Consider the following 16,413-nt stretch of genomic DNA (forward strand, 5'->3'; position numbering starts at 1 on the left):
CAAAAAGTTTTACTATCGACAATGATTATGTAAAACCAACTATTAGTAATATTGTTGGATCAAGCACAAAAAATGGAGTTGATATTGCAGAAGTTGGAGAATCGTTTTCAGTTTCAGCGACTATTACCGATTCAGGATCCGCTGTTTCAGCTGTGAATCGTGCATTTATATATTATAAATTAAATTCTAGTGTTATCTATTTCTCAACTGCAATGCTAAAAGGATCAGGTAACACATGGACTGGAAGTGTCCCTGCAGTATTTATAACTAGCGAAGCACTTGTAAAGGATATTGATTATTATATTAGAGCTATTGATGACGATGAGAATTTTAATCAATCCGAGTTAAAGTTAGCTGATACAATTGACACAACAGAGCCCAATTTTTATTCCCATGTATTTGAAGGTGAATCAATAACAGGACAACCAACTCTTGTGGGAGAAGAAAATCTGCCATTAACTATATCGGTAGCTGTTGAAGATAAGGATAAAGTTTCAGAGGTTTTTTTGGTTTGGCGTGAAAGAAATGATACTACTTGGAATCGCCCTGACCCATGGGATGTTTTCACTAATATTTCAGGAATTGGAGAAGTGTGGAATTTTCGAATAAATTCAATTAATGCTACTTTAGATGGATTAGAGTACTATTTAAATGCAACAGACCCATCAGGAAATGTTGCGTACGATGGTACTTCATTATCTCCCTATCGAATTGTAATTGAAGATGAAGTCGTTCCAGTTTCTACTATTATAAGCGAAATTCCACTAAAAATCACTGCAGGTAGCGATTTGACAGTAAGTGCTAGTGTTATTGATAATGACCCTACTTTTAGCTGGTGGGGGGGTGAAACAGGTACTATAGAATTAGGGTATAAAAGAACTGGATTAGATTTGAGTTTTAACTACTTCTATATTCCCCATATTCAAGGTGATTCCTCTCTTGGTCAAACAGCAATATGGGAAGATACTATTAAAGGAGGAAACTTTACAACCACATATTCACCAGTCTATATCCGTGTACGTGCAATTGATAATAATGGATTATCTTCATTCGTTGAAAAATCCATTGCAGTCTCTGCTCCTGGAACCCCAGTATTAAAATATGTAAAAGATTCAGTTGATGTGATTGGAGCCTCAGATCATATCTTGAAATTTGAAATCAACAATTCTGCTGGAGGGGTTGATCCTGCAACGGCAACTGTAACAGCGATCCAAGTAGAATTATCTGATAATACAAAAAATCCATTTATTGGTGAACCTCAACTAGTTGAAGTTAATGTGAGTGGTGGCTTAAATCCTATTTGGGAAAATAAATCAAGTCCATCTGAAGGTACTAATGGCGTGAAAATAACATTAGACAACACTTTCACCATTTTAAAAGGAAGCAGTGTATTAATGTCTTTAGTATATGCAAATAGTAGCGGAATGTACTTTAATGTTAATGATATGACCGTAAATGCTACAATATATTATACTGGTGGATTTGATAAACTAGCCCTATTCAATACCCCAATTACGACCTTCCAAGACTTTACTCAAACTCGGTATATGAGATCGGATTCACATACTATCAATGGATTAAGTGCGTATCAACTTGGGACAACCAATACTGCAAGCTTCATTGAACTTAATGAACAAACCTCTAGATGGAGTGGTAGTTATACTGTCACATGGGGTATTCGGGTTTGGATAAGACATATTGATTCGTCAGAAACGGAATTAACTTCTGGACTAGTTGCCACAGTTCAACGATCCAGTGATGGAGTAGGAATTCAATCTGCCTCTTGGGCACCTACAGAAACCGATCTTGCAGAAACTGATGCTCTAGTCATTAGAGTCTATATGCAAATTGGGTCATCAACTTATGGTCCTGTTGAATTTTCTACTGAACAACTAGGTGCAGTAAAACTCCTTAGTACTTCATGGTCAGTGAATTATTATACCGAAAGAGATTACAGAGGATGGCCACAAGATAGAACAAGAGGAATATTCTCTTGGGGAGATAATTCTCATAATAGTAGAATAACAAATATTAGACTAAGAGCACTCGGTGGAGGTGGAGGAGGAAGTTTAGACTCCATTTCGAGTGAAGACTCAGTAATTAATCCATTGAAAAGGAGTGATGAATTCCTATTCATCAAAAACAGCGTATTCTTAGACGATCAAAGAAGGTTTATCTCCTTTTTACTCTATCTTAAGAGGATTTAACCTCTTTTTCTCTTTTTTTTGAGTAATATTATTTGATGGTAAATCGTTTTGAAATCAGCTGATGTTGTAATTGTTGGAGGGGGACCTAGTGGATCATTTGCAAGTATTTCTCTTGGTAGTATTTTAAAAAATTCAAATTTAATTTTGTTAGAACAAAGAGAGAAGAGTGGTTCACCACCGCACTGTTCTGGCTTAATAGGTATATCTGGATTAACAAACTTAAGATTAGTAAAATCCTTAGAGAATAAAACTGATATTAATCGAATAAATGCAGCAGAATTTGTTTCTCCTTTAGGGAACTCATTAATCGTTAATAGAAAAAAGAAAGAATTATTTGTAGTAGATAGGCCTAAACTTGACTATCTTCTTGCAAAACAGGCTCAAAAGCTTGGAACATCTTTTTTTTATAGACATAAAGTTAAAAATATATCACACTTAACAAATAAACAGGGTTATATAGTTTCTGGTTTAATAGAAAATTCTAATTCTTTTAAAATTCAAACGAAAATTATTATTTCTGCTGAAGGTCATCACCCTAAACTTCCTCAACAAATTGGTCTCTCAATACCCTCAGGAAATTGGTTTTTTCCTGCTCTCCAATATGAAATGAGTAATATTGATGACATTGAGCAATCAACTGTAGAAATATATATGGGACAAAAATACGCTCCAGGATTTTTTGCGTGGCTTATTCCAATTAATGACGCCCAAGCTCGGATTGGATTAGCTATTCATCCATTATTAGCTAACAACACTCGTGCGCAATTAAACTATCTTATTCATAAGCATCCGATCCTTTCCCCTAAATTAAAACGAGCAAAGGTACTTAATTCATGGGGAGGATTTGTTCCAGCCAGCGGGCCTATTAATAAAACTTTTTCGGATGGTTTTTTAGTTGTTGGAGATGCTGCAGGCCAAACAAAAGCTACAACGGGAGGTGGGTTCAACATTGGATCTTATTGCGGATACTTAGCTGGAAAAACTGCAGCTAAAGCAATTATTCGGAATAAAACTTCCTCTTCAATAATGCAAGAGTATCAAAAAGCTTGGAGAGCATATTTTGAACCAGATTTAACACTTATGAAGTTACTCAGGAGAACCCTTTCCTTTACTTCTGACCCTGTATTGGAGCAGCTCTTTAAGGTAGCAAGAGAAACAGATTTAGAAGAAAATTTGCAAAAAGTCTCAAATATCGACCTACATGGAAAAGAAATCTTAAAGTACTCATTGAAACCAATTACAATTAAAAAAAGTTTAAAAATCTCCCCTTATCTTCTTAAAAGTTTTTTGAGGGGAATTTTTGATTAAATTCCCCTTAAGATAATCTATCATTAATCTTTTGTAAAGAATTGGTCAAATTGTTTGCTGTTTCCCTAATTATACTTATATTTTCATTTATTAATTGTGAATTTTCATCATAACCTCTTAGAAATTCGACTAATGGCTGTGCAAAGCCTTCAAGTTTGGAAAGCTGTTCGATGCCTGCTTCCCCTGCAGAAAATTCACCCTTTTCAAGGTGATCTGCAGAGGTTGTTCTGGAATTTTTTATGATATTCTCAAAACCATCAATAATTCTACCAGTATCTTGAGAACGATTTGGCAGCAATGTAGAGAGAATTTTAAGTATGTTATTAGTAACAGCTTCTAATTGAGATTGTAATTTTTCTCCTTTCTTCTCTGATCGTATAATGATTGCTGCTGAACCTAAAGAAAGGGAATTTTTGTTCATTAGTATATCCTGATACTCAACAAATACTGGGATTTCTAATGTGATTTCTTCTTTTCCTTCTCCAGAGGGGCAGATTAATGAAAATTGTGTTGTAGTGTTTTCTTTAGGATTAAGGTTTACTACTGTTAAAAATTCTGATCCGGAGACGATTTTAACTGAATCAGGAATTTTTATTTTCACGTTTACTTGAGAAGCCCCGCCATCTCCCATATTTTCAATATTAACAATAAAATCAAATTTTTCTCCAAAGATTATATCATGATGGAATTCATAAATAGCACGAATCTTTGGAAACTTAACGAATTCCATTAATTTTTGTTGAGTAATTTCTATCGCTCTTTTGATGCCATCCTGAAACATTGTTGCAGGTTTTGTGTTCATTAAATAACTTTCTGTATAATTAGAAGCTCGCTGGAGAAGGCTTGGATTAGGATTTTGAGGATTGATAGCCCCAACTAAATCATAAGGAATGTATAAACATGCTGCTGCTGCTTGATTTGTTGAAAAATCATAGGTTTTGACAAACTGATCTAGGTGTTGATTTACATTCCAATCCCCAGTTTGGAGGCGCAAAAGGGAAGATATTGACATACATGCAGCACCTCCTAATAAGTCATCCCATTGAATATGTTCATGCGAAGCTTTAGCTAAAGCATCTGCTGAAAGCTTTAACCATTGGTTTTCTTTTTCAGTATCTGGTAAAAATTGGCGAACAACCTGAAAACCAGAGAAATATTGATAGGCAGCGTTTTTATATTGACCTCTACCAATTAATTCAGCAGCAAATTTTTGGATAAGAGTTAGAGTTTCAATTGAGGCCTTCTGACGCTCTTCAGAGCTTTGAAGAGATTTTAAAGCTGTTAAGGCGTCTTGTAACTCATTAGCGGTTGTAGAGGCCTTTAAGCGCTCAAACAATTCATTAACAAACGACATTATTTTTTTACATCCTATTAATTTCTTTTATTTAAAATTATAGACAATCTGAGCTTGTTAATATTAATTTAGTAAATAATAATGATTTATCACACATCTAGGATTATGATTCCCTTTATAATTGTTTGTTTTCAGATGTTATTAATCTTTAAGATAATTAAAATAGGAATTTAATGCCATTTTATAACCTTACTTAATGAGTTTGGTAATTAGAGGGATTTATTCTTAGTTTCAATCGATTAATCATTTTTTTCCCATTAAAATATGAATATCAGTTTTGTAGATTAGGAGAATATTTGCACACCTTTAAAAGAATATTACAGTTTTGGGATAACTTGACAAATCTTTGATACTCTTATCTATTCCCAAAGTTTATTCACTTTACAAACTAATCTATGCAATTAATGAAAATAATCTAGATAATAATTCGGAGGAAACACAATGGTTTTTTTCCTAAGTCAAAAAGAATTGGAAATACCAGAGATTCTTAAAAAGGATCCTTCAGCAAAAAAGGCCTATAATGAGATTCTTGCTGGCCTCGAAGATGCGTTGATGCTTTATATTTATGATTCAGGGCCTTATCCACCAGAGGAAGGAACACAAATTCTACCATTTTCTGACCTTGCACATTGGGCTGAACAAGATTGGACATCTTTATATCCAAAATTCGAGAAAAAGAGATGGATTGTTATTTATATTGCACGTGGAGGCCTCCAACTAATCGATTTGATCGAGGGAAAAATTGATGATTTTCCCTGGACCTATTATAAACCTAAAACAGAAATTAGAGATTTTGAAGATGATGATGTCTATCAAGAATACTATGATCCTGCATTTGAAGAAAAATTTGCCGATTTCATGGAAGATAATGTATCGATCTTGTTTGTAGAGGACATTGTTTCAACAGGTGAGAATCTCGAAGCAGTTTTTGATTATACTATGGAAATAGCAGAGGAATATAATGTTGAAGTAGGAGACGTTGCAACTATCGCATTGATCACTCGTATGAAGAATATAGGCACTATACCGATCTATGGAGTGTTAACTGATATTCAGATAGACATTCGTTGTTCTTGGGGAAACGATCTCCCTGACCGTATTGATGCTAGGGATTTCACAGAGAATAAAGAATATGTAGATGATCATTAACCTTTAAATCACGTTTAGCTAATAATCATTATGTAATCTAGAGAGAATGTTAAAGAAATTGCTTTTTAAATAAACCACCTTATATAATAATCAAAAGAAAAAATAAAATTGTAACCTTACAGTTAATTAAAAATTTGAAATATTCATTAAGAGGAAGAAGCAAGAAATGAGTATTGATCCTACTTATATTAAAGCTGCCATAGAAACCTTGGATCTAATCCATCGTCTTTTGAAAAATCTTTCAGAAACACAAACGATTAATAAATTAAATGATTTCTTATCTCAAATTGAAGCAAAAGCAGACGCAAGAGTCTCCTCTTCCTTAGGACAGAGTCTAGGAATTGATCTACCTGTAGCTGATCGTGAAGGCAAGTCACCCAAATTTTGGGAAGGAGTTCGGGATATGGCACGATTAGTTATTAAACAATGGACCGTCCATAAGAAAAATCCTGAAACCTTCTCTTCATTTTTATCAAACACAGGTAATAACTTAAAAGGAAGAATAGGTCTAGAAGAAGATGTTGTTTCTCCTTTAGAAGGAATTCTTAAAGAAAAAGAACCAATAGCTCCAGAAGAAGAACCAGTATCTCCTTTAGAAGAAATGATTCAATCAGAACCAACTTCAACTCCAGCACCTTCCCCCACTCCCATAACCCCAAAACCTGAACCCATCCCAGTTCAAGAAGTACCCAAACCTAAACCTATCCCAATTCAAGAAGTACCCAAACCTAAACCTATCCCAAGCCCTATAATTCCCAAAAATGAGACAGTTCCAAAACCAGTCAAACCAAAACCTGAACCTGTTATAGCAGAAATGCCTGTGAGTCGGATAGAGCCACGAATTCCTGATATTAGTCCAGCTCCTGATAAATTCGGTGAATTAGACAAAAAAATCCAATCCGCCAGTTTAGAAGAACCTGAATCCCCAAAATCATCATTAGCAGACAAGCTACTTAAAAGCGATGAAATCAGTGATAAAAGTGATGAGGACGATGATATGCTCTCACTATCTCTTCGTGAAGCATTAAAAATCCTTCGTGATGAAGATGATGAATGAGGTAGGGGACAATGAGTGGAAAAAACCTGAGAGTCGTGTGTATATGGAAAACAGACGAGTTTATTGTCTCAGAAAGTCAGAGTGCCCCTCCAAGAGAGGAAGCAAGTCTCGTCATTGACGAAGAAAAGGAAATAATAAATGTAAATATCCCTTCAAATTATTCACTTGTTACCAAAAAAATTATTGAGAGAAGAGCCAATTCTATTACAAAAACTGGTTTTGCTCTTCCTAAAACAAATATACGAATCGGTACAGGTTTTACCATTGAAATAACAAAAGAAGACACCATTCCAAGTGTTCTTCTTCAAGAGGGACATAAATACAGTTATGATATTTTCGGCCCCCCAGGAAAACAAACCGAAGAAGAGGGTGAAAAACATCCTTCAAAGATTTTCCCAGTAGCAGAAGAAGAGGAATACGTTCCAAGTTTTTTGAAACATGCTGTTGATCAACCCAATGCTTTAAAAACTATTAGCAAACTTTCAGATGAAATCGAAACTGAGGTTGTAAATATTGTAGAAACAGCATCAACATCTGCAAAATTGGAGGATCCTGATCAGTTAAATGATGAAATAATCGCTGGGCGTTTCGTTATTGAACTTGTTAAGCTTGGTGATGTTTATATTAAAAAGGAAAAATCGCAATATTCAGTGGAATATTCAGCTGGAAGGGTGGATTTCACTATTAAAGATGGTAAAATAGACATTTTTAGAACTGATCGAGTAAGCCTTGATGACCCAACCTTGAAACAGGCTCTTATGGTAGCTCACAAAGAATAATGAGATTTCAGAAAAATTATCATTCAAGATCTTGAGGTAGGATTTCTTTACTCCGAGTGGTATATGTAATAAGTTCTTGTGAGAACAATTCAACTAAATTCTCATTTGCAGAAATTACCCCAACTAGTTCCTCCTTTTCTGGATCTTTAGGTTCGGGACAGATTAGTAATTCTTCTGCATCACGAATGCATCCCCAAAATTCGATTCCATCTAGTTGTTTTAATCGAATATTATTGGCAGTTAATACTTTTTTTAATGTAGATGCTGGAACTTTCTTAAAATCTCCAATAATATTGACACGGGTTTTCATTGGCAATTTGGAAGCCGCAATCAGCGTTTGTAATTCAGGTCTTGGCATTAAGATGGTTAATGAGGACTTTGCTCTTAAGGTCAAATCACGAAGCAACATAATAATAGAAGATTCCCCGATTACTAAATCACTGTTAATAATTGAAGAGTCAAAATCTGAAGTTTCTAAAACACGTGATAATTCGAAAATTTTTGACAATTTTTGCTTCATCTCTTTAATTGTAAATATTAATGCCGAAATTTCTTGTTCCAATAGAACATCAAATTCCATAACCTGATTATCAATTAATTCTCTGCTTTCAGTCAAAGTGGAATAGAAAGCATCATGCAAAGTATTGGCAAAGCTTGATGTGAAAGCATTTAGTCCAGAGACATATGTTTCAAACGCTTCATTTAGATTATCAATTTGAGTAAACGCCAAACTTGATTCTGAGAAAATTAAAGCAATTAATTCATCCATATTTCGCTTTATTGAAGTTATATTATTTTTAGAACGAAAATTACTCACTGATTCATTATAAAAGTTATTTAATTGATTTTTAAAATCCTGTGCTATTTTTTGAGTTAAATTGACCAAATTGGTATAGAAATCATTATTAATCTTGAAAATTTCATTGTTTACGCTTTCAAAAAGCGTTCTTATCTTCTCATTTGTCAAATTTATTTGTGAGTGTATTTTTTCTTCATTAGACATAAGAGATGCTTTAGTTGAATTTTTTATTTCATCTTCAATTTTATCTTTTAATTCCTCAATAGATCCTGTAAATGTATTGGAAATGCTCTCAAGAAGTATCTTTGTCTGATCGAATCCATTTTCAGAAGCATCAACTACTTCCTTTTCAGTTTCAGCTAAAACTCCCTCTAGTTGAGTAATTTTGTCCAAAATAGGAAAATTTCTAGTATTCAGATCTAAAAGAGATTTTCTTCTATTTTCTAATTCATCTAGTTTTGAAAGAAATTCTTCTTTGCCTTTGAAAAGTTTTCTGGAACTTATATCTGAGATCGATTCATTAATTAATGTACCCATCTCTTTCAATATCTTGTCTATCTCTGGAAAGAGGGAAAGAAATGAACTATTGACTTGATTATAACCTATTTTTAATTTTTCAAAATTATTCTTCTTCTCTTGAGTTGTTTGACGTAGCTGTTCAATAGAATGACTTAGATTATTTTTTTTCGCTGTAAATGAATGAATCTCAGCATTTCGATTAGTGTTAAAGGTATGCATGACTTCATCTAGAGAATTTATTTGACTTGTAATAAATTCACTATAGTCTCGTTTGAATAAATCAAGGATATTCAAGTTTTTACCTCTAAAATCAGAAATAATCTCAGTTATATCTTGTTTAATTTTGGAAAGTTGTAAATCTATTTCCTTTGAAGAATTACGAAAAATTGCGGGTATTTGATCAATATTGTTCTCAGAATCGGTTTTAATGTCATAGATTAATTTGTCCAAATATAATAAGGCATCATTAATATTTGTCTGGAACTCTTGGATATTTATACTTGAATGGGTTTTTGAATATTCAACAATACGCTTTGTATTATTAATTAGGTCATTAAAATTCTCTGATACGGGAGAAAGACTTTCTAGAAAATCATTTTCAAGATCCTGAGCATTCTCTTGAAAAACTTGAGTTGTTTTATCAAAATCATCTGTGATCTTATTAAGATTATTTTTTAACATAGTAGCAGATTCTTTTCTAATATTGACTAAAGTGATCGGATCATAACCCAAAAAAAATGATTTGAGAAAGGGTTCCAAGGCTATATATCTACCAACCACTCCTGGGATGCGTTTAACAAACTTACTGCCAATTAGAACCTTCAATGCTTCTTGGGTTTGAATGTAATCAAGGCCAGTGAGTATACTTATTTGGCCAAGTGTTCCATTCCCTAATGAAAGCAAACTTAAGTAGACTTTTCCTTGAGCATCATCTTCAATCCCAAGTATCTTTATAATTTCATCTAGATCTTTTGTAGAGAGTTTTAATCCAACCATATTTCTTTCGACCTTTAATTAACTGTGTTAATTTTAATTGTGTAAGGATTTTTGTAATAAGGTTCTAATTTGATTTTCAGGTTTAATTCTAGAAGATGTTTTATTTATATTTAAACTTAGTATTAAAACATAAAAAATTGACCTTTTAAGTATAAATATCTCATGACCCTATCGTATCTTTATAATAGATTAGTTTCGGGCTCTAATTTTATAATTATATAACTAAATTCTATTTAAACCATTTTATAAATCCATTGTGAAGCCTTGTAAATATAAAACTGATCAAATAAAGCATTTATTAGTATTCTTGAGTAACCATATTATTGTTTAGAATAGTTTAAAAGAAAGTCCTTAGACAAAAATAATTAACTCTCATTAAAAATACATTAAGATTTCCTATTCCAAAATTTAATTGATAGGAATAAGGGTTGAATAAGTAATATAAATTGATTACAATTCATATATAATAATTTAGAATTTAGTTTGATTATAGGAGAGGTCTCTAACGCTTTTAATGAAAATATGCTTACTAGGAGATGGTGCGGTAGGAAAAACAGCGTTACGTGAACGATATTTAGGAAAACAATTCTCTTCTGGATATGTTATGACTATCGGAGCTGATTTCGCAGTAAAAAAAACTACCATTGAAACTGAAGAAGGACCAAAGGACGTAAAATTTCAAATCTGGGATTTAGCTGGGCAACCAAGATTCAACAGTGTTCGAGAACTCTACTATAAAGGATCTCATGGTGGATTGTTGGTTTTTGATATTACAAGACGGGACTCATTTACAAATTTAAAAGCTTGGATAAATGAACTTTATTCAAACTCAGGAAGAGGGAAAATGCCAATAGTCGTTTTAGGTAATAAGGTTGATCTAAGGAATGAAACAGAAGGTTGTGTAGAAGTCGAAGAGGTTTATAATTTTATTTCAGATCTTAAAAAAGAAAGAGACTTAGACTTTGAGATTCCCTATTTAGAAACCTCAGCTAAAACTGGAGCAAATGTTGATGAATCATTCACTAGATTAGCAAAAACAATCCGAAATTTTCTCTCAAAAACCTAAGACGATAGGTTTAAGTGGTATCCATTGGTTACTGTTCTTCGTATAGGCCATAGAATTAATCGTGATAAAAGGATTAGCTCTCATCTTGTTCTTGTCGCAAGAGCATTCGGAGCGAAAAATATTGTTATTACAGGCGATTATGACACTTCACTTATAGAGACTGTGAAAAATGTCACAACAGAATGGGGTGGAAATTTCAAGATTGACATTTATCCTTATGAGAATTGGAAGACATTACTTCTTAATTGGAAAGAAACAGGGAAAATTCTATTTCATCTAACAATGTATGGCATCAACTTAGCTGATTTTAAAAACACGATTTCGTTTCAAAATATTCAACAAGATCCAAAGTTATTGGATGAAGTTATTATCATCGTAGGAGGGAAAAAAGTCCCTGGTAAAGTTTTTTATCTTGCAGACTATAATATTGCTATAACCAACCAACCTCATTCTGAAGTAAGTGCTCTAGCAATATTTCTTGAACATTTGATTCCTAAAGTTTTTACGCTTGAGTTTCCTGGAGGTAAACGAGTAGTTGAACCATCGATAGAAGGAAAAAAAGGATATGTCAAGAGATAAAGAATATCGTAGCTTACAAATTGGTTGTATTGGAGATTCAATAATCCAATCAAAAAAGCAGTATGATATATGTCTGGAAATTGGAAAAGAAATTGCTCGTTATAAACAGATTCTCATTTGTGGAGGACGAGGGGGAGTAATGGAGGCAGTAAGTAAAGGAGTATACCAGGGAAAAGGGATTTCTATAGGAATTTTACCAAGTAACCTTACTGATCCTGAAATTAATCCATATTTAACCGTCCGAATTCCAACAATGCTAGGTTGGGCACGAAATGCAATTATTCCTTTAGCTTCTGATGTCGTAATTGCTTGTGGAGGCGCAACGGGTACCCTTTCAGAGATTTCATATACCTGGTTATATAAGAAACCCCTAATTTGCATAATGGGAGTAGGTGGTTGGAGTCAGGAAATTGGTACTAATCTGGATTTCTATAATTCAAAGACTAATTCTATTATCAAGACAGCAAACTCCGGTAAAGAAGCTATCAAGCTTGCTTTGGAAATATTAGAATCCTAATTAACTTTTAAAAAAAGATGAGAGTAGTCCTTTTCCATTCGAACCCTGAAATATTTCTAAAATTCCATCACATAACAGCTTAAGAAGGGGATCAACCTTAATATTAATGATATCATCATATTCTTTCATCAAAGAGAAAAAATCTCTTTGGTCAGAGGCCTCTACTGCTCTAAAAGCGCGAGTCACAATTTCAACATATAACCCGTCTTCGAAACTTAATTTTTCCGGCATTTCCTTGATATATCTACCGCAACTGTCAACTTCATAGGCATTTAGCTCGGAAAGAGTCAGATACACTCTCATCCTAGGTGTTAATTCAGTTTTTGAACTTAGTGTTTCAAGAGTTTTAAAACACTGAACATAGTCTTTTTGAGAAGCAAATAACCCAGCCTGGCAATAAAATACATCATATTGAATTCTAGGACTTTTCGTTAAGATTTCTGTTTGTATTGTTAAATCAATTATAAATTCTATAGAAGAAAATTTTTTATTTGTGATAATTCCTCTTCTTATCTCAACCAAACAATTTTCAAGTTTATTCTGGTGTAAAATATCTAATAAAATATGTATTTGATCCAGCCACTCTAATTCTCTTTCATCAATCTTAGGGAAGTTATTAATGAAAGATAAAGCTATATTACAGGCTAAATTGTTTTGTTTACCTACTACTAAAAGAGGAATACTGTTAATCATTATTTTATGAACAGTTTTTAAATCTTTAACTCTTAATGCTCTTACTAATGCCCCAAATAGCATTTGATATCCATCAAACCAACGCTTTTCCTGAATTGCTGCTATTCCATTATCGAACCATGAATTTGAGGTCAATTTTTAGTCTCCTAATAATCTTCATAAAAATTTACTTTTTTTATCGTTTTTAAATATCATTATAACCATATTATTAGTTAATCAAGTATTATTTGAATACAAATCTATAAGATATGAAGGTGAGTTTATTTGTAATAATTTAAATTGGTGAAACCTAAATTTTTAATAAAGTATTATTTCTAATAATATATCTGTTCATAATAAATTTAAATTATTAATAGAGAACAAATCTTGTCATAATGGGTGTATTAACGTTGATTGATTCGGAACTGGTAAAAAAATATACCGTAAAAGATGATGGTGAATTAAATCCCGTCCCTGTTTCCTCTCTATCCGATCTTTCTAATGATAATGTATATATAATCGTTGATGAAAATTCTAGAAAGATCTTTATTTGGAAAGGGGAGAAAGCTCCAGTTAGACGAAAATTTATCTCAGCAAAAGCTGCTCAACAGATGCGACAAGAGCAATATGGGATGGTTTATAGAATAGACAGTCTTGATCCTGGTTTAGAAGGAAGAGAGTTTCTTACACTGTTCGGTGAAGTTCCAGCTGAAGAACCACAGCAAATTATTTCAGAAACACCCATTACACAACCTAAACCGACTCCAGCTCCTTCTGCTTCTGTAACTCCTCGTCCTGCACCTGCACCAACTTCACGTCCAATCCCATCAACTGTACCAACCTCTACTCAAACACCAAAACCTGCACCCATAACTAAAACTCCTGATATTTCTGTTAAACAACCAACGTCATCTACTCAAACAACAACCTCAACAATCTCCTCAGTGAGACCAGCAACTCGAATCGTAAAGGAAACAGAAGTTGTGGTTACAGCCCCTGTGAAACTGAAGGCGGATGTATCCATTAATGAAGTCACAAATAAGTTAAAAGAACTTGATATCCCATCTGAATTAGAACGTGAGATTATTATTATTGGTAATTCGGTATTTTCTGCCATTCGAGAACATGTCGCTATTTTCTCAAAAGATGTTGTAAAATTAGAACCTATGGATGATCTTCCATCAGGAATATTTCCTGCTTCACATTATCAGGTTCGATTATTCATAGAAAATGGTAGAGTTATGTTTATTGAACTTCTTAGAGAAAAAACTCGCTCTGAACGGGATGAATTCATAGAAGATATGAGAAAATCTTTACAAGATCTATCAAAATTAGGTATTTAGTCTCATTCCTTGGAAGAATCTATAGTGTCTAGTAATGAATATCTATTTAAAATATGTGCTATTGGCTCAGGAGGAGTAGGGAAAACCTCTTTAATCAGAAGATATGCTGAGAACAAATTTGACAAGAATTATCTGCCTACTCTAGGAGTAGATATAACTACGAAGAAAATCAGGGTTGGTAACAATAATATTAAATTGATCCTTGTAGATACTGCTGGTCAGGAATTTTTCGGAAAATTACGTCCAAGTTATTATCGAGGAGCTTATGCCTGTTTGATTATGTTTGCCTTGGATGATGAAAAATCATTTGTGTCAGTTCCAGATTGGATTACGGAATTTCGTAAATATATGTCTTCCAAGGACATTCCGCTTGCTCTCGCAGGGAATAAAAAAGATAAAGAACTTGAAAGAAAAATTCCTTATGAAGAGGCTAAAGAATTAGCCAAATCGTATGATATGGTTTATTATGAAACTTCTGCAAAAAATGGTGGCCCAGAAATCGATCGAATCTTTTCAGATCTTGCAAAGCGATTTCTCACATTACAAAATAGAATTTAATTCATTATTCAAACTAGGGAAGAACAATGCAAGCAGATGCAAGCTTTGAAGTCATTAAAAGGGATCATCAAGGTGTTCCTGTTGTTAAAATTGTATTCTGGGGTCCTACTCTTGCAGGAAAGACTACAGCGTTAACCATCACGAAAGTATTGAAGAGTCTTGAGGATCCAGAGAATGTTTACAAATTCCTAAAACTTGAAGATCCCACAGGAAGAACATTGTTTTTTGATCAAGGGATTTTCGGTATTGGAAAAACAACAGCTGGCCTTCCAATTTTAAAATATCATCTTTTCACTGTACCTGGACAAGAACGTCATGCAGGACAACGAAAAGTAGTCTTAAGAGGAGCTCATGGTTTAATTGTTGTTGTTGACTCAGAGAAATCGCGTTGGGAAGAAAATAAAAACTCTCTTATTGAGATTAATCATCTTGCTGGAGATAAACTTGCGAGTGGTGCATTACCCTATTTTATCATGTTAAATAAAATGGACCTTCCTATAGAATCCCGTATAAGCTCATTAGAAGTTGGGAAACTATTAAGTGAATCAGGTACCACTGCCAATCTAAGAGATGCTGCAGTTAGAATTATTGAGGTCTCATGCCTTGACGCACGAGATGATTTGAAAAACCTTCTTTCTAAAGGTAATAGAACTGAAATCGTTGACAATTCAGGTAAATTAAAGAAGGAATTTAGACCCCAAAGTGTAAATCGAGTTATTAAACCAGTGGAAAGCTTGATTCGAGAAATTATTATCCAAATGATGAAACAACAGCAATAAACATGTAAATAATAATTTTTTTCTCTCGTAAAATTTGAAGAGCAGAACCCCATATGATTCTTAATATTAAAGATTTAGATTGCATTTCAATTGCTATTGATTATTTTCAGAGAGGAAGGATTGTTGTTTACCCTACTGATACCTGTTATGGGCTCGGTACCATTGGACTGAAATGGAATGATAAAAACATCTTGAAAATTTATCGAATCAAAGAACGTTCAATAAACAAGCCATTAAGCTTACTAATATCTGAAGAAATGATTAATAGATATTTGGAAATCCCAGAGAATATAAAAAGATTGTTAGCTGAAGTCTGGCCTGGGAGCTTTACGGGTATTTTCTTTATAAGAACCCCTCAAGATGAACTCTCTTCATTTCTTAATGTAAGTAATTTTCAAAAGATTGCGTTCCGAGTTCCAGATCATAAAATGTTATTAAGTATTATTAAAAAGTTAGGAATTCCTATTATTGGAACATCAGCCAATATTTCTGGAGATAATCCAGTTTATAATATAGATAATTTGATAAATGAGCATAAATTCAAAGATGTGGATTTATGGATTGATGAGGGAACCTTACCCCTAAATCCTCCCTCTACTGTTGTTGATTTTACCGATTATTCTAATCCAATTATTCTGAGAGAAGGTAAAGTAAATTTTAAACTATTGTGGAAGCAAATAATTTGAATATCAAAGTTTAAAAATCAAGTTTGGAGTACAAGCGATTGAACA

15 protein-coding genes are annotated in these 16,413 nt (G+C 33.3%); 12 read left to right on the plus strand and 3 right to left on the minus strand.

The genetic code is table 11. The features are described 5' to 3' along the window. A partial coding sequence (locus tag ACWVCY_RS09675; RefSeq protein ID WP_455142471.1) for a hypothetical protein occupies window positions 1-2,207 on the plus strand: 2,207 nt, incomplete at its 5' end. 48 nt (window positions 2,208-2,255) lie between these two features. Then, window positions 2,256-3,515, plus strand: a complete 1,260-nt coding sequence (locus ACWVCY_RS09680; RefSeq protein WP_455142473.1) for a geranylgeranyl reductase family protein — start codon at window positions 2,256-2,258, stop codon at window positions 3,513-3,515. Window positions 3,516-3,522: 7 nt separating this feature from the next. On the opposite strand, the gene ACWVCY_RS09685 is transcribed toward ACWVCY_RS09680, so the two are convergent. Further along, a complete protein-coding gene (locus tag ACWVCY_RS09685) occupies window positions 3,523-4,869 on the minus strand; it encodes a hypothetical protein (protein WP_455142475.1) in 1,347 nt (448 codons plus the stop codon). A 441-nt stretch (window positions 4,870-5,310) separates the two neighbouring features. Here ACWVCY_RS09685 and ACWVCY_RS09690 point away from each other — a divergent pair, with 441 nt between their 5' ends. From ACWVCY_RS09690 to ACWVCY_RS09700, 3 genes are all read left to right on the plus strand, one after another. Then, the gene (locus ACWVCY_RS09690) at window positions 5,311-6,018 is read left to right on the plus strand and encodes a hypothetical protein (protein ID WP_455142477.1); all 708 of its coding nucleotides are present in this window, start codon (window positions 5,311-5,313) and stop codon (window positions 6,016-6,018) included. A 166-nt stretch (window positions 6,019-6,184) separates the two neighbouring features. Further along, window positions 6,185-7,075 carry a hypothetical protein gene (locus ACWVCY_RS09695; protein WP_455142479.1) on the plus strand — a complete coding sequence of 297 codons (891 nt, stop codon included), beginning with the start codon at window positions 6,185-6,187 and terminating at the stop codon, window positions 7,073-7,075. 11 nt (window positions 7,076-7,086) lie between these two features. Beyond that, window positions 7,087-7,854: a hypothetical protein gene (locus ACWVCY_RS09700; protein WP_455142481.1), complete on the plus strand. Its 768-nt coding sequence runs from the start codon at window positions 7,087-7,089 to the stop codon at window positions 7,852-7,854. 19 nt (window positions 7,855-7,873) lie between these two features. On the opposite strand, the gene ACWVCY_RS09705 is transcribed toward ACWVCY_RS09700, so the two are convergent. After that, window positions 7,874-10,168, minus strand: coding sequence for a hypothetical protein (locus tag ACWVCY_RS09705; protein WP_455142483.1), 2,295 nt, complete (start codon window positions 10,166-10,168; stop codon window positions 7,874-7,876). Between the two features lie 514 nt (window positions 10,169-10,682). On the opposite strand from ACWVCY_RS09705, the gene ACWVCY_RS09710 reads away from it, so the two are divergent. The 3 genes from ACWVCY_RS09710 to ACWVCY_RS09720 are packed head-to-tail and all read left to right on the plus strand — an operon-like array spanning window position 10,683 to window position 12,330. Then, on the plus strand, window positions 10,683-11,234 hold the full coding sequence (locus ACWVCY_RS09710) for a Rab family GTPase (RefSeq protein ID WP_455142485.1): 552 nt from the start codon (window positions 10,683-10,685) through the stop codon (window positions 11,232-11,234). Between the two features lie 24 nt (window positions 11,235-11,258). Further along, window positions 11,259-11,813 carry a tRNA (cytidine(56)-2'-O)-methyltransferase gene (locus tag ACWVCY_RS09715; RefSeq protein ID WP_455142487.1) on the plus strand — a complete coding sequence of 185 codons (555 nt, stop codon included), beginning with the start codon at window positions 11,259-11,261 and terminating at the stop codon, window positions 11,811-11,813. After that, on the plus strand, window positions 11,800-12,330 hold the full coding sequence (locus ACWVCY_RS09720; RefSeq protein WP_455142489.1) for a TIGR00725 family protein: 531 nt from the start codon (window positions 11,800-11,802) through the stop codon (window positions 12,328-12,330). Before ACWVCY_RS09715 ends, ACWVCY_RS09720 begins: the two co-directional genes overlap by 14 nt. Here ACWVCY_RS09720 and ACWVCY_RS09725 read toward each other — a convergent pair whose 3' ends face one another. Next, window positions 12,331-13,158 (minus strand): hypothetical protein, encoded by an 828-nt coding sequence (locus ACWVCY_RS09725; protein WP_455142491.1) that lies wholly within the window; start codon window positions 13,156-13,158, stop codon window positions 12,331-12,333. 254 nt (window positions 13,159-13,412) lie between these two features. On the opposite strand from ACWVCY_RS09725, the gene ACWVCY_RS09730 reads away from it, so the two are divergent. From ACWVCY_RS09730 to ACWVCY_RS09745, 4 genes are read left to right on the plus strand one after another with little or no spacing between them, the layout of a single operon-like run. After that, a complete protein-coding gene (locus ACWVCY_RS09730) occupies window positions 13,413-14,345 on the plus strand; it encodes a hypothetical protein (protein WP_455142493.1) in 933 nt (310 codons plus the stop codon). Window positions 14,346-14,369: 24 nt separating this feature from the next. After that, complete coding sequence (locus ACWVCY_RS09735) at window positions 14,370-14,903, plus strand: Rab family GTPase (RefSeq protein WP_455142495.1); 534 nt, start codon at window positions 14,370-14,372, stop codon at window positions 14,901-14,903. Between the two features lie 26 nt (window positions 14,904-14,929). Then, the gene (locus ACWVCY_RS09740) at window positions 14,930-15,682 is read left to right on the plus strand and encodes a hypothetical protein (protein WP_455142497.1); all 753 of its coding nucleotides are present in this window, start codon (window positions 14,930-14,932) and stop codon (window positions 15,680-15,682) included. 53 nt (window positions 15,683-15,735) lie between these two features. Next, on the plus strand, window positions 15,736-16,368 hold the full coding sequence (locus ACWVCY_RS09745) for an L-threonylcarbamoyladenylate synthase (RefSeq protein WP_455142499.1): 633 nt from the start codon (window positions 15,736-15,738) through the stop codon (window positions 16,366-16,368). Window positions 16,369-16,413: the final 45 nt, after the last annotated feature.

The organism is Candidatus Hodarchaeum mangrovi (assembly GCF_975850365.1).